The sequence below is a fragment of the Mycobacteroides franklinii genome (assembly GCF_001853795.1).
In the GTDB taxonomy this organism is placed as follows: Bacteria; Actinomycetota; Actinomycetes; order Mycobacteriales; family Mycobacteriaceae; genus Mycobacterium; species Mycobacterium franklinii.
Genome location: NZ_MLIK01000004.1, coordinates 318,376 through 332,248 on the forward strand (window position 1 = coordinate 318,376; position 13,873 = coordinate 332,248).

Sequence of the window (13,873 nt, forward strand, 5' to 3'; positions counted from 1 at the left end):
CAGCGGGACCCGGCCGCGGCCTAGTGCTCTACCGGCGGTCCCGCGGCCCGCGCAGCTGAACGCCTGCGCCTGGGCCGTGTAGGCGCCTTAGCAGCTGGTTCGGGTGCGGCCTCCGGCTCGTCGGGCTCCTCGACAGCTGCCTCGGACGCGCTGTCGGCCTCGGCCTCCTGCACAACGTCGGCGATAGCCGGCGCGGGCTCGTGCTCAACCTCGGGAGTATCGGTCTCGACACTCTCGAAGGTCTCCACGGTGTCCACAGTCTCTTCGACCTCGTCGAAGACGTCGTCACCCAGCGCATCCTCGGCCACATCGCCGTCTTCACCGTCCTCGCCGTGGCCATTTGCCGCCGCCATCGCCCTGAACATCGGGTGCTCACCCTGCGGGTGCGACGGCGTGCGGGCGACCACGACTTCCGGCTCATCCGCCTTGCCCTTGCGGGAACGCTTGGCACGGCGGCCGGTTTCGGGCTTCTTGGCTCCCCCGGCCGCGGCACCGGCATTGTCGACGGGGTCGACATGCAGCACGATTCCCCGGCCCGCGCAGTGCGTGCAGGTCGACGAGAACGCCTCGATCAAGCCAGTGCCCAGCTTCTTACGGGTCAGCTGCACCAGCCCGAGCGAAGTCACCTCGGACACCTGATGACGAGTGCGATCGCGCCCCAACGCCTCGGTGAGACGCCGCAGCACCAGGTCACGGTTGGATTCGAGCACCATGTCGATGAAGTCGATGACCACGATCCCGCCGACATCGCGCAGGCGCAGCTGCCGGACGGTTTCCTCGGCGGCTTCCAGGTTGTTGCGGGTGACCGTCTCTTCCAGGTTGCCGCCGGCGCCGGTGAACTTTCCGGTGTTGACGTCGACGACCGTCATGGCCTCGGTGCGATCGATGACGAGAGTGCCGCCGGAGGGCAGCCAGACCTTGCGGTCCAGCGCCTTGGCCAACTGCTCGTCGATGCGATGCACCGCGAAGACGTCGGGACCATCCGTGGGCTCGTACCGATTGATACGCGAAAGAAGATCGGGGGCAACGCTTTTCACGTAGTCATCGATGGTGCCCCAGGCGACGTCACCCTCGATGATGAGCTTGGAGAAGTCCTCGTTGAACAGGTCGCGAACCACCTTGACCAGCACGTCGGGCTCTTCGTAAAGAGCCATGGCGGCGCCGGAGGCCTTGGCCGCGAGGTCGGTGGAACGCTGCTCGATGTCCTGCCACTGCTCCTGCAGCCGTTGGACATCGGCGCGAATGTCCTCTTCCCGCACGCCTTCTGAGGCGGTGCGAATGATGACACCGGCATCCGACGGGACGATATCGCGCAGGATCTCCTTGAGACGCTGCCGCTCGGTGTCGGGCAGCTTGCGGCTGATACCGGTCGAGGACGCGCCCGGTACGTAGACCAGGTAGCGACCCGCCAGCGAGATCTGCGTGGTCAGCCGGGCGCCCTTGTGTCCCACCGGGTCCTTGCTGACCTGGACCAGGACGTAGTCACCGGACTTGAGTGCCTGCTCGATCTTGCGGTTGGAGCCGCCGAGACCGGCGGCGTCCCAGTTGACCTCACCGGCGTACAGCACACCGTTGCGGCCGCGACCGATATCGACGAAGGCTGCCTCCATGGAGGGCAGCACGTTCTGCACGACGCCGAGGTAGATGTTGCCCACCAGCGAGGCAGACGCGGCCGACGTCACGAAGTGCTCGACGAGCACGCCATCCTCGAGAACGGCAATCTGTGTGTAGCGGGCGCCCTCATGTGGCGACTCGGTACGGGTCTTGTCCCGCACCACCATCACCCGTTCGACAGCCTCACGTCGAGCCAGGAACTCTGCCTCGGTCAGGATCGGGGGACGGCGCCGTCCGGCATCGCGGCCGTCGCGGCGGCGCTGGCGCTTGGCCTCCAGGCGGGTAGATCCAGATATGCCCTGAATCTCGTCGCCTCGCTCGGCACGCGGCTTGCGCTCGTGCACCACAGTGTTCGGTGGATCGTCTTCCGACGGACTGTCACCGTCGTCACCACTTCCGGTCTTGCGACGACGACGCCGGCGCCTGCGGCGGCTGGCACCCTCGGGGGTGTCGCCGTCCTCGGCATTCGACTCGTCACCCTCGGTCGTCGAGGAGTCGCCCTCGGTGCCCTCGGTGGCCTCGGCAGCGTCATCACCATCGGCAGCGTCGCCGCCCTCGGCATCGGCATCCTCGGATCCCTCGCCGCCGGCCTGCTCACCACGGCCACGACCACGGCCGCGCCGGCCGCGCCGCCTACGGCGTGCCGGGCGATCGCCATCGCCATCACCATCGCCGTCACCGTCGGGATCGTCTCCCTCGGCGACATCCTCATCGACGTCCTCAGCCTTCTCGGCACGGACGGGCGTGGGGCGTTCCTGCGGCTCGGGAGCCTGCGGCGCCACGAAGAGCGGGCCGTAGTCGTACGCGGTGGGGCCCGGTGCCGCCTGCGGTGGTACCGCGGCGGCCTCGATGATCGTCGGTTCCGCGACCAGGATCGGCGCGGTCGGCGGGTTATCGGGGTCCTCTACCGAATTCTCGGCGACAACGGCAGATGTCTCCTCGACTACAGCCGAGGCCGGCGTCTCGGCGACAACCGGAGCCAGCGCCTCTACCGGGGTGGCTTCCGCCTCGCTGGCAAGCACCTCGCGAACCTTCGCCGCGTCCTGCTTGTCGACATTCGAGTGCGGGCTGCGGGCGCGCCCGTCCAGTTTGGACAGCGCGTCGAGCACGCGGCGGGTGGAGGTTCCGAGAACGCGCGCGAGGGAGTGCACCCTCAGCTTCTCGGGCAGTTCCCCTTGCTCAGCAGGGGGTTGCGGGGTGTCCGGCGCTAGCGCGGCTTGTTCCCCTTCTGGAGTGCTGGTGTGTAGGTCTTCTGGTAGCTCATAGTCGGCCACTTATTCTCCTCAAGCCCCCGGGCGCGTCTTCAGACGCGGCCACGCGAGGGCTTTCTCTCTATGTACCCGGGCTAGGTCCGGGTTTGTGGTGGTCTTGCTCCGAGCGATCCGTAGCTGCGATACCGCAGTTCCGAACCCACCCAGTGCCTGGCTGGAATGATGGCTTGACGTGCTGCAATGGTGATCGCGCTCGCCGTGTCGTCATTCGGGTCGGTGGCTGGCCGGTTGTGGCCGCATGTGCCGTGACCCACATTCAGTATCCCATACGAATCAGGTAGCGGGGACCAAGACACAAACTGTCCGCGTCTCCCGGCCCCCATACGTAATCGAGTGTGCGGTTTACGTCGAAAATCCAGAAGGAATCGACGCAAACCGCACACTCGTGGGGTTCAGATCAGATGGATTGAGATCAGAGGGCGGGGAACCAAAGCGCGATCTCGCGGGCGGCGGACTCGGGAGAGTCGGAGCCATGCACCAGGTTTTCCTGGGTCTCCAACGCGAAGTCGCCGCGGATGCTGCCGGTTGCGGCCTTCTCCACGGGATCGGTGCCACCGGCGATCTGGCGGAACGCGGCGATGGCGCGCGGTCCCTCCAGCACTACGGCCACCAGCGGACCCGAGGTGATGAACTCGAGCAGCGAGCCGAAGAACGGCTTCTCCGCGTGCTCGGCATAGTGGGCCCGGGCCGTTGCGTCGTCGACGTTCTTCAGTTCGAGAGCGGCCAACTTCAGGCCCTTGCGCTCGATCCGATTCAACACCTCACCAACAAGTCCCCGCTGCACACCATCGGGCTTGATCAAAACCAGCGTCCGCTCAGTCACGGGCGACAGCCTACTGGTCGGTAGCGCTGCCCCGCTGACCCGGCAGCTCCCCGCGGCTCTGACGGTCACGGACCTGGTTGCGCATGTACCAGATCAGCAACCAGACGCCGAGAAACAGCAGCCCGACGAAACCGATCGCGGCGTTCACGAAGTATCCCGCGACCAGGACCAGCTGGAGTGCCAGATTGGCCTGTAGCGCCCACGGCCGGCCCTGCATGCCGGACAGCAGGATCATGGCCACGACAACCCCGATGAGGTACGTCAGCGACAACGGCGAGAGCCCGCCGCCCACCATCTTCACCACCGGGATCGCCAGCAGCACCACGATCGTCTCGAGAATGAGCGTGCCCGCCATCACCCCGCGGAAGCTCCGCCATGGATCTGGCGGAGCCGCACCGCCGGGGACGTTCTGGTCCGCTCCGGGGTCGATTCCATCCTCGGGATTGCTCACTGCGGATCCTTGCCGAACAGTGTCCGGGCCGCTCCCGCGGTGACAACCGAGCCGGTGATGACGATGCCGGTGCCGGAAAAGCCTTCCGCTCCCCCGTCTTCGGCGGCCTCCTCCACCATCGCGGTGGCGGTCTCGATGGCATCGAGCAGGGTGGGCGCCACTACGACGCGGTCTTCCCCGAAAAGTTCGATGGCCATGCCCGCCAGTGCATCTGTCTCCAGCGCGCGGGGAGAACCGTTGTGCGTCACCACGATCTCGTCGAACGCCGGCTCCAAGGCGGCGAGAATTCCCGCGACGTCCTTGTCTGCCATCACACTGACAACACCGACCAGACGCCGGAAGTCGAACTCTGATTGCAGGGTGTCGGCCAGCGCGGCCGCGCCATGCGGGTTGTGGGCGGCGTCCAGGAAGACCGCGGGCGCGCTGCGCACCCGCTCCAGGCGTCCGGGAACGATCACCGACGCGAATCCCGCTCGTATCGCATCGATATCAAGCTGACGCTCGGAGCCCGCCCCGAAGAACGCCTCGACCGCGGCAAGCGCGAGGGCCGCGTTATGCGCCTGATGCTCACCGTGCAGAGGCAGGAAGATCTCCGAGTACACCCCGCCCAGACCCTGCAGTTCCACGAGCTGGCCACCGATGGCGACCTGCCGCGACAGCACCGAGAACTCCGAGCCTTCGCGAGCCACGGCCGCGTCGGCTTCCACGGTTTGGCGCAGCAGCACTTCCATCGCTTCGGGGGCCTGCTGGGCAATCACGGCGACGGTATCGGCGCCGGCCTCGCCGGTCATCGCATCGAGCTTGTGCCGCTTGATGATTCCGGCCTTCTCGTTGGCAATCGAGGCAAGGTCTGGACCCAGGAACTCGACATGGTCAATGCCGATGGGGGTGATGACGGCAACCGGTGCGTCGACGATGTTGGTGGCATCCCAACTACCGCCAAGCCCGACCTCCACGACCGCAACATCGACGGGCGCATCCGCGAAAGCGACAAAGGCCATGGCGACCAGCACCTCGAACTTGCTCATCGCGGGCCCGCCCTGTTCCTGCGATTGCTTGTCGACCAGCTCCACGAACGGCTCGATCTCGGCGTAGATCTCCACATACTTCGCCGGTGAGATCGGTTTCCCGTCAATGGCAATGCGTTCTACCGCGGACTGCAGATGCGGGCTGGTGGTCCGACCGGTGCGCCGGTGCAGTGCCATCAGCAGCGCGTCGATCATCCGAGTCACCGAGGTTTTGCCGTTGGTGCCGGCCACGTGGATACATGGATACGCACGCTGGGGTGAGCCCAGCAGCTCCATGAGCGCGACGATGCGGTCGGTCGACGGCTCGATCTTGGTTTCGGGCCAGCGCTGATCGAGCAGATACTCAATCTGCAGCAGGGCCGCGATCTCGTCGGGTGTCGGCTCCAGACTCAGTGACTCGCTCACGCCAGACCCGCCAAACGAGCGGTGATCCGCTCGACCTCCTCGGTGGCCACCTGCTGGCGGGCACGAATCTTCTCGACGACCGCGTCCGGGGCCTTGGCCAAGAACGCGTCGTTGCCCAGCTTGCTTGTGGTGCCGTCGAGTTCCTTGCGTGCGGCGGCAAGGTCTTTTTCCAGCCGCCGGCGCTCTGCTTCGACGTCCACGGTGCCGGAGGTATCGACCTCCACGGTGACGGTGCCGCCGGAAAGGCGCACCTCCACCGACGCTGTCGGGGTGAAACCCTCCTCGGCGGGGGTCAGCCAGGCAAGCGCCGTCACGGCGGCGAGCTGGCTGTCCAGCCCCGCCTCGGCGACACCGGCCAATCGGGCCGCGACCTTCTGCCGGTCGCCCAATCCCTGATCGCTGCGGAACCGCCGAACCTCGGTGACCAGCTTCTGCATATCGGCAACGCTCTGCGCGGCCGCGCTGTAGGAGCCGTGCGGGACAGCATCGGATTCGGTTGGCCAGGCGGCGATGACCACCGACTCCTGGCCGGTAACCGCCTTCCACAGCACCTCGGTGACAAATGGGATCACCGGATGCAGCAACCGCAGCAGGGTGTCCAGCACCGTCGCCAGCACAACGCGGGTGCCGTCGGCGCGGTCGACCATCTGAACCTTCGCCAATTCCAGGTACCAATCACAGAATTCGTCCCACGCGAAGTGATACAGCGCCTCGCAGGCGACGCTGAATTCGTAGCGATCCAGCGCGGCATCCACGTCGGCCCGCACCTGTTCCAGGCGACCCAAGATCCACCGGTCGGCATCGGTGAGCTCGTCGGCGGGGGGTAGCTCGCCCAATGCCGCACCGTTCATCAGCGCGAATCGGGTGGCGTTGAACAATTTCGTGGTGAAGTTACGTGAGGCGCGTGCGGCGTCCTCGCCGACCGACAGGTCACCACCGGGACTGGCACCGCGCGCCAGGGTGAAGCGCAGCGCGTCGGCACCGAACCCTTCCACCCAATCCAACGGGTCGATGCCGTTGCCCTTCGACTTGCTCATCTTCTGACCGAACTGGTCGCGGATCAGGCCGTGCAGGAAGACGTTTCGGAACGGCACCTTGCCGCCATGCAGCTCGGGATCCCCGGCAACGAATGTGCCGAACATCATCATCCGCGCCACCCAAAAGAAGATGATGTCGTAGCCAGTGACCAAAACGCTTGTCGGATAGAACTTCTCCAGTTCTGGTGTAGCGTCCGGCCAGCCCATGGTGGAGAACGGCCACAGCGCCGAGGAGAACCAGGTGTCGAGCACATCCGGGTCCTGCTCGTAGCCCTCTGGGGCGGTTTCGTCGGGGCCCAAACACACGATCTCGCCGTTGGGCCCGTGCCAGATCGGGATGCGGTGACCCCACCACAGCTGGCGGGAGATGCACCAGTCGTGCATGTCATCCACCCAGGCGAACCAACGCGGCTCCAGGCTGGCCGGGTGAATCACGGTGTCGCCGCTGCGAACCGCATTACCGGCGGCCTTGGCAAGTGGTTCGACCTTCACCCACCATTGCATGGAAAGACGGGGCTCGATGGGCTCACCCGAGCGCTCGGAATGCCCGACGCTATGCAGGTAGGGGCGCTTCTCGGCGACGATCCGGCCCTGCTCGGCCAATGCCTCACGCACCTTGACGCGCGCCTCGAAGCGGTCCATACCGTCGAATTGCGTTCCGCTGTCGCAGATCCGGCCATGGGTGTCCATGATCGTCGGCATCGGCAGGCTGTGCCGCAGCCCGATCTCGAAGTCATTGGGGTCGTGGGCGGGGGTCACTTTGACTGCGCCAGTGCCGAATTCGGGATCGACGTGCGTGTCCGCGATGACGGGTACCGACCGACCCTGGAACGGGTGCGCCAGCTCGGTGCCAACGAGGTGCCGGTAGCGCTCGTCATCGGGATGCACGGCGATGGCGGTATCACCCAACATCGTCTCGATACGTGTGGTCGCGACCACCAGATGCGGTTCGTTGTCATCGAGCGAGCCGTACCGGAAGGAGACCAGCTCCCCCTCGATCTCCTTGTGGTTGACCTCGATATCGGATAGCGCCGTTTGCAGTTCTGGTGACCAGTTGACGAGCCGTTCGGCGCGGTAGATCAGCCCCGCGTCGAACAGTTTCTTGAAAATGGTGCGCACCGCGCGCGAAAGACCCTCGTCCATCGTGAACCGGTCTCGGCTCCAGTCCACACCGTCGCCCAGCCGTCGCATCTGCGCGCCGATAGTCCCCCCGGACTCGCGCTTCCAGTCCCACACCTTCTCGATGAACAGTTCACGACCAAAGTCCTCTTTGGTCTTGCCGTCAACGGCGAGCCGCTTCTCCACCACGCTCTGGGTGGCGATACCGGCGTGGTCCATGCCGGGCAGCCACAGCACCTCGTAGCCCTGCATGCGTTTGCGCCGGGTCAACGCGTCCATGAGCGTGTGATCGAGCGCATGGCCCATATGCAGGCTGCCGGTGACGTTGGGGGGCGGCAGCACGATCGAGTAGCCGGGCTTGTCGCTGGACGGGTCGGCGGTGAAGTATCCGGCATCGACCCAGCCCTGGTAGAGCTCCGCCTCTACCGCTCCCGGATCCCATGACGTGGGCAGGGAGCTGGCGGCGTTCGTGTCAGGGCTTTGGGTCACCCATCAGATTCTAGGGTTGCCGGTCCACCACAATTTTCACGGGCATTTTCACGCGCCGAGCCCCAGCACGACGAAACCACCCGGGCCGTGGGGCGCCGGGTGGTTTTCGTCGGATGCCGAGTGGCTACTTCTTGCCGCCGAGCAGCCCACCGAGAATGCTGCCCAGAGCGTCACTGCCGCCCTTGCTGCCCAGCACACTGCCCAGAATGCTGCCCAGCGGGTTGTTGCCGCCCGCGGCGGCCCCGCCGCCGACAGCGCTGCCGAGGATGTTGCCCAGAATGTCTCCGATGCCGCCGCTGGCCGCCGGCGCCTCTGCGGGCGCGGCCGCCGCGCCGCCGCCGGTGAGCTTCTTGGCGACGAAGGCCAGGACGATCGGGGTCAGGATCGGCAACAGCTGCTTGATCAAGTCACTGTTACCGGCTCCCGCACCCGCCAGCTTCGCGGCAACATCGTCCGCGTTGTTGTCGCCGAACAGCGAGGCGACCACCGCGTTACCCGCGTGCTGATCGACGTCCTCGACATTGACGCCGCCATCGAGGAGGGTGCTCGGAGCGTTGTTGACATTGGCCTGCAGATCGGCCGCCTTGTCCGGGTCGTCGGCGTTGGCCTGCAGTCCGCCCACCAGCAGCGGGACCACGGACTTGATCGCCTTGTCGGCCGTCTCGTTGTCGACCCCGAGCTTCGCTGCGATCTGTTCGGTGGGGATTTCGTTGAGTAGCTCATCGAGTGTGGCCATGCGTCTCCTCCTAGATATCTGGGGTTTGGTGAACCTTAGCCAAGCAGATCAGCCCCGAGTGAACGAATGCCGAACATCACAACCCCGGACCCTTTACCACTGTGGGGTCCACCCATAACGTCAAGCTATGAGCGACCACATCGTCGTGGTTGGCGCCGGCATTGCCGGGCTAGCCACCGCAGTCGCGTTACAAGAGTCCGGGCGTGACGTCGTGGTTCTTGACGACCGGGACGGAACCTCCGCCGGATATGCGATTACCTTGTGGCCCAATGCATTAGCTGCGTGCGACGCCCTCGGCATCGGAGCCGAGGTGCGTGATGCGGGCGCACGCGTAGAAGCCGGCAAGGTGCGCTGGCATGACGGGCGAATTCTGCGAGAACCCGCAAGTGGGCAGTTCACCGCGGCCGTGGGTGAGCCTGTCGTGGTCACCGATCGCAATCAACTCCTGGCGATTCTGGCCGACCGGCTGGCGCCGGGAACCGTACGCTACGGCGCCCGGGTGAGCCATGTTCGCGACGGGCTACACGGGACCTCGGTCGAACTGGCCGACGGCCACTCACTGACGGCGGCCGCGGTCATCGGCGCCGACGGAATCGGATCGCTCGCCGCGCAATATCTCAACGGACCGCTCGCATTCCGATACTCCGGCTACACCGCCTGGCGGGGTATCGCCGATATCACGATTCCCGACGAGCTGGCCGGGATCACCGTGGGACCGGGAATCGAATTCGGGCACCTGCCGCTGTCCCACGGCCGCACCTACTGGTTCGCCGCTGAGCGGTCCCAGGAAGCACGACGCGCCCCCGACGGCGAAATCGCATACTTGGCACAGAAATTCGGCACGTGGGCCGAGCCCATCCCCGATGTGTTGAGCCGGAGCAAGGAGTCCTCGGTACTGCGCGGTGATGTCTACGACCGCGGGCGTCTGCGGCGGATCGCCGGCGGACGGGTCGTGCTGGTGGGCGACGCGGCCCATCCCATGCGCCCACACCTGGGCCAGGGCGGATGCCAGTCACTCGAAGATGCCGCGGTACTGAGCATCGTGGCATCCGAACGTTCCTCTCTACCAAGCGCTTTCCGCGAGTACGCGCGCCGAAGGAGATCCCGCACGCGCGCTGTCGTCAACCGGAGCCGTCAAATCGGTCACGCGACCTTCGCCCGGCCCGCCGTACTGAGCGGACTGCTGACGCGGGCCTCGGCACGGATCCCGGCCGCTGTGTTCTGGCGACAGTTGGGCAACATCGCCGGATACACCGCCGGTGATCTTGCAATTCGCACATAGGATTCCCCTGTGCCTCATCCCGAGCTCGAGCCCACAGTCAGTGCCAGTCTCAAGGATTTCTGTTTCGACGCCACGATGCCCGGACCCGTCGCCAAGTTCTGGGCCGCGGCCATCGGCGGCGAGGTCGATGTCGACGAGGCCGGAGAGGCGCTCATCCGGCGCGGCAAGTCTGTCGACATCTGGGTCAATCGCGTTCCGGAGGCCAAGACCGTCAAGAACCGTGTCCATTTCGATGTCTACGTGCGCGCTGCGGAGGATCTCGTCGCGCTGGGCGCAAAGGTACTTACCGAGTACGGCCAGGACCGGGTGGTCCTGGCCGACGTCGAAGGCAACGAATTCTGCGCATTCCTTGATCCTGATCTCGAAAGTGATACGCCTGCAAGACTCTTCGCGGTATGCACCGATAGCGACAGACCAGTCGAGCTCGCCCTGTGGTGGCACGGGCTGATCGGCGGCACGATTACCCCCGGCCCGGACGGGACACTGCGCTGGTTGCGCGACGGCGCCGGGTGGGGCGACCTGATCTGGAAGTTCGTGCGGGTTGCCGACGAGCGCGTGGTGAAGAACCGCTGGCACTGGGACGTGCGTGCCGATGCCGCTGAATTGGTACACGAGGGCGCCCGCGCGCTGCGCGGCCCCGACACCGACATCCGCTGGACCGTGCTCACCGATCCGGACGGAAACGAGTTCTGCGCCTTCGGTTAGGCCGCCGTGCCCGCCTTCGGTGAGGCCGCCTTGCCCGCCTTCGGTGAGGCCGCCTTGCCCGCCTTCGGTGAGGCCGCCTTGCCCGGTGAGGCCAAGGCCGCCGCAATGGCGGTCGTCAGCGGAACCGACAGCACCAGCGCGATGCCGCCCACCGCGGATCGGGCGATCTCAATCGCCACACCCTCGCTTGTCAACACATCCCCTAGGGATCGGTTGGCGACGCTGAACAGCAGCAGGAGGGGTAGCGAGTTGCCCGCGTACGCCAGCACGAGTGTGTACACGGTGCTAGCGATGTGATCGCGCCCCACCCGCATGGCACCCAGGAACACGTCTTTGCGGCTAGAGCCATCGCCCAGTTCCGCCAGTTCGTAGACGGTGGACGCCTGGGTGACCGTCACATCGTTGAGCACACCGAGTGATCCGATGATGAATCCGGCAAGCAACAGCCCGGATATCGACACTCCGCCCATGTATGCGGCGACTTCATTGTTCTGCTCATCAGAAAGGCCGGTCAGGTGGGTCAATTCGATGACAGCCCACGACAGCCCGGCCGCGAACAACATCGCCGTGAGGGTGCCCAGTAGGGCCGCGCTGGTGCGCATGCTCACGCCGTGGGCTAGATAGATGACGACAAAGAGGATCGTCGCCGACGCGACCAGCGCCAGCGGTAGCGCCGGACCGCCATCGCGCAACGCGGGAAGCAGGAAAACGGCCAGCACCAGGAAGGCCACCACGATGCCCACCAAGGCGCGCAACCCACGCCAGCGCGCCACCAGGCAGATGACGATCGCAAAGGCCGCGGCGACGGCGATCAACGGCCAGGTGCGCTCGTAATCGTAGAAGCTGTAGCTGGTAGCACCCTGCGCATCGACCTGCCTGGTGATCCGGATATGTTCTCCCGCAGCGAGATTCGGCTGCCCACCGCCCGTGGTGAACTCCAGCTGGGTCTTGGCACCCGAGTTCGGGCCGGAGGTGATCGCGATGAGGTCCAGTGCACACGTCGATTCCGGCGTCTGTCCCGCCGTGGGATCGGCGGTGAGCACCTGTCCGGTGGAGGGGCTGCCGCACTCGCCCAGGCGCGTCGACAGCACCGTGCCCGATTCGGTGGTCACCGCACCGCCGTGAGCATTTTGATACGGCAGCGGGATGTCCACGGTGCGATGCTCAGGCCACAGGGTCACCAACCCGATGAGTACCGCGATCCCCATCACGGAGAGCAAGCCCACCACGATGCGGGCGGCAGTGGAACCGAAGGGCGCGGTTCCATTCGGCCCGAGGCCATGATGAGCGTGGGAGTGCGTATGTGAATGCGACACGACTGTCAGGGTAAGGGTGGCAACGCGGCCAGGTCTGCCGCTGTGTTCACGTTCACGATCCATTGAGGGTCTGATATCGAAATTCGTTGGGCACCAACGCGCTCAATGAGCGCGCCCAGTCGGCGTTCCCCGGCGGAGGCCAACTCATCAATGGTGCCGCATAGGCCTACGTCATAGACGGCGGCCAGGTAGTGATCCCGGCCGCCCGCGGTGGCCAGAGCGATGCGATCGCTACCAACCGCGAGTTCGTCGATGAGCGCCGGGGCAATCAGGGGCATATCGACGGCGCAGACAAATGCCCTGGCGGCTCCCCCTTCGGCGGCTGCCCGCAGCCCCTGCCCCAACGCCACCAACGGCCCCTGGCCGGGGTCACGATCCTCGATCACGGTCGCCTGCACGTCCGTGATCTCCTGATTGGGGGCCCGCACCACGATCACCGGAGCGCATCGTGAGCTCACCGACTGCACGACGCGCTGCACCAGCGTCTCCCCACCCAGGCGGATGGCCGCCTTGTCGCGCCCCATGCGGCGCGATGCGCCGCCGGTGAGCACGACCGCCGCGAGATGGTTCATGACTGAAAGGTACGCACAAATGCCAACACGCCCCCAAGAAGCGGCTATCCGCTCTTAGGGGCGTGTTGGGGTGGTTCTGCGTTCTTCGGGCTTAGCCGCGCCTTCCACAGACGGGCCAGGCACCGATTCCCTGACGGGACAGCACGTTTTCGGCAACCCGGATCTGCTCCTCGCGCGAGGCAAGGTGCGGGGAGCCGGAGCCGCCGTTGGCACGCCAGGTGCCCATGTTGAACTGCAGGCCACCGTAGTAGCCGTTTCCGGAGTTGATCCCCCAGTTGCCACCGGACTCGCACGCGGCGATGGCATCCCAGTTGACCGGATCCGCACTCGCTGTTCCAGCCAGTGCCATCGGAGCCGCGACAAGCGCGCCAGTGATGGCCGCTGTGGTGAGCGTTTTGCGGATGTACTTCATGTGTTTCCTCTCGCCGGGCACGCACCGACCAACACCCGCTCGCGGAACCGCAGCGGGCTCTGGCACGCCTCCAGGTGAGGCGGACTTCTTCGTCGGATCGCGCCGTCTCGGTCAGGCGCGACAAGGGAGGCGGTCGCTGCCTCACCGGCTCGTAGCGGCCGGCGGCCAGATACCGCCTAGCGGCGTTCCTGGCCCCATTTACACACAGGGTTCACGGTTCGGAGTTTTGCTCCGATTTGTTGACGTTCGGACCGTACGGAACCATTCAGCGAAAGTCATCTCACGACACGCGCATTCCAAACCAATAACGAAACAATTACAGAACCCTTTTCCAGCGACTAACCCCAGGTCGCTTAGGAAATTCTCAGGTTCCCTTAGGGTCGCCCCTACCTGGTATTAGTGAGTCAGATCACGCCAATTTTGTGAGCCGTGCCACGATTGCGGCAAATCACTCAAGTCACATTAGGAACTTCAACAACATACGGCGTGGCGAATTGACAAATTCACTGTATTCACTCCTTTATCAGGAGTAACACTATTTGCCATTTGCCATTTGCGGCACAATTTTTACATAAGACAACGCAGCTATGTCCGGCAATTCTCAATAACCATG

Annotated in this window: 11 protein-coding genes; 2 read left to right on the plus strand and 9 right to left on the minus strand. The window is 65.4% G+C overall.

The window, feature by feature from the left end; translation table 11 throughout:
- Window positions 1-20: 20 nt before the first annotated feature.
- From BKG76_RS02085 to BKG76_RS02110, 6 genes are all read right to left on the minus strand, one after another.
- Window positions 21-2,888, minus strand: a complete 2,868-nt coding sequence (locus tag BKG76_RS02085; protein ID WP_109420524.1) for an Rne/Rng family ribonuclease — start codon at window positions 2,886-2,888, stop codon at window positions 21-23.
- A 409-nt stretch (window positions 2,889-3,297) separates the two neighbouring features.
- Window positions 3,298-3,708, minus strand: coding sequence for a nucleoside-diphosphate kinase (gene ndk, locus BKG76_RS02090; RefSeq protein WP_070935538.1), 411 nt, complete (start codon window positions 3,706-3,708; stop codon window positions 3,298-3,300).
- Between the two features lie 10 nt (window positions 3,709-3,718).
- Window positions 3,719-4,159: a DUF4233 domain-containing protein gene (locus tag BKG76_RS02095; protein ID WP_070935540.1), complete on the minus strand. Its 441-nt coding sequence runs from the start codon at window positions 4,157-4,159 to the stop codon at window positions 3,719-3,721.
- Window positions 4,156-5,592: a bifunctional tetrahydrofolate synthase/dihydrofolate synthase gene (folC, locus tag BKG76_RS02100; RefSeq protein ID WP_070935543.1), complete on the minus strand. Its 1,437-nt coding sequence runs from the start codon at window positions 5,590-5,592 to the stop codon at window positions 4,156-4,158. The genes BKG76_RS02095 and folC overlap by 4 nt, the downstream gene beginning before the upstream one ends.
- A complete protein-coding gene (locus BKG76_RS02105) occupies window positions 5,589-8,237 on the minus strand; it encodes a valine--tRNA ligase (RefSeq protein WP_070935545.1) in 2,649 nt (882 codons plus the stop codon). Before BKG76_RS02105 ends, folC begins: the two co-directional genes overlap by 4 nt.
- 124 nt (window positions 8,238-8,361) lie before the next feature.
- Window positions 8,362-8,973, minus strand: coding sequence for a DUF937 domain-containing protein (locus BKG76_RS02110; RefSeq protein ID WP_070935547.1), 612 nt, complete (start codon window positions 8,971-8,973; stop codon window positions 8,362-8,364).
- Between the two features lie 127 nt (window positions 8,974-9,100).
- Between BKG76_RS02110 and BKG76_RS02115 the strand changes: the two genes are divergently transcribed.
- A complete protein-coding gene (locus tag BKG76_RS02115; protein ID WP_070935548.1) occupies window positions 9,101-10,255 on the plus strand; it encodes an FAD-dependent oxidoreductase in 1,155 nt (384 codons plus the stop codon).
- Between the two features lie 75 nt (window positions 10,256-10,330).
- A complete protein-coding gene (locus BKG76_RS02120) occupies window positions 10,331-10,960 on the plus strand; it encodes a VOC family protein (protein ID WP_165611488.1) in 630 nt (209 codons plus the stop codon).
- On the opposite strand, the gene BKG76_RS02125 is transcribed toward BKG76_RS02120, so the two are convergent.
- From BKG76_RS02125 to BKG76_RS02135, 3 genes are all read right to left on the minus strand, one after another.
- On the minus strand, window positions 10,957-12,276 hold the full coding sequence (locus tag BKG76_RS02125; RefSeq protein WP_083337884.1) for a YibE/F family protein: 1,320 nt from the start codon (window positions 12,274-12,276) through the stop codon (window positions 10,957-10,959). The genes BKG76_RS02120 and BKG76_RS02125 overlap by 4 nt on opposite strands.
- A gap of 5 nt (window positions 12,277-12,281) precedes the next feature.
- Complete coding sequence (gene mobA / locus BKG76_RS02130) at window positions 12,282-12,848, minus strand: molybdenum cofactor guanylyltransferase (protein WP_070935553.1); 567 nt, start codon at window positions 12,846-12,848, stop codon at window positions 12,282-12,284.
- A 91-nt stretch (window positions 12,849-12,939) separates the two neighbouring features.
- Entirely contained in the window at window positions 12,940-13,260 is a 321-nt protein-coding gene (locus tag BKG76_RS02135) for a transglycosylase family protein (RefSeq protein ID WP_070935555.1), read from the minus strand.
- Window positions 13,261-13,873: the final 613 nt, after the last annotated feature.

Coding starts and splice junctions, on each gene's coding strand:
- BKG76_RS02110 (WP_070935547.1), bottom strand. CDS start 8,973: ATGGCCACACTCGATGAGCTACTCAACGAAATCCCCACCGAACAGATC.
- BKG76_RS02115 (WP_070935548.1), top strand. CDS start 9,101: ATGAGCGACCACATCGTCGTGGTTGGCGCCGGCATTGCCGGGCTAGCC.
- BKG76_RS02120 (WP_165611488.1), top strand. CDS start 10,331: ATGCCCGGACCCGTCGCCAAGTTCTGGGCCGCGGCCATCGGCGGCGAG.
- mobA (WP_070935553.1), bottom strand. CDS start 12,848: ATGAACCATCTCGCGGCGGTCGTGCTCACCGGCGGCGCATCGCGCCGC.
- BKG76_RS02135 (WP_070935555.1), bottom strand. CDS start 13,260: ATGAAGTACATCCGCAAAACGCTCACCACAGCGGCCATCACTGGCGCG.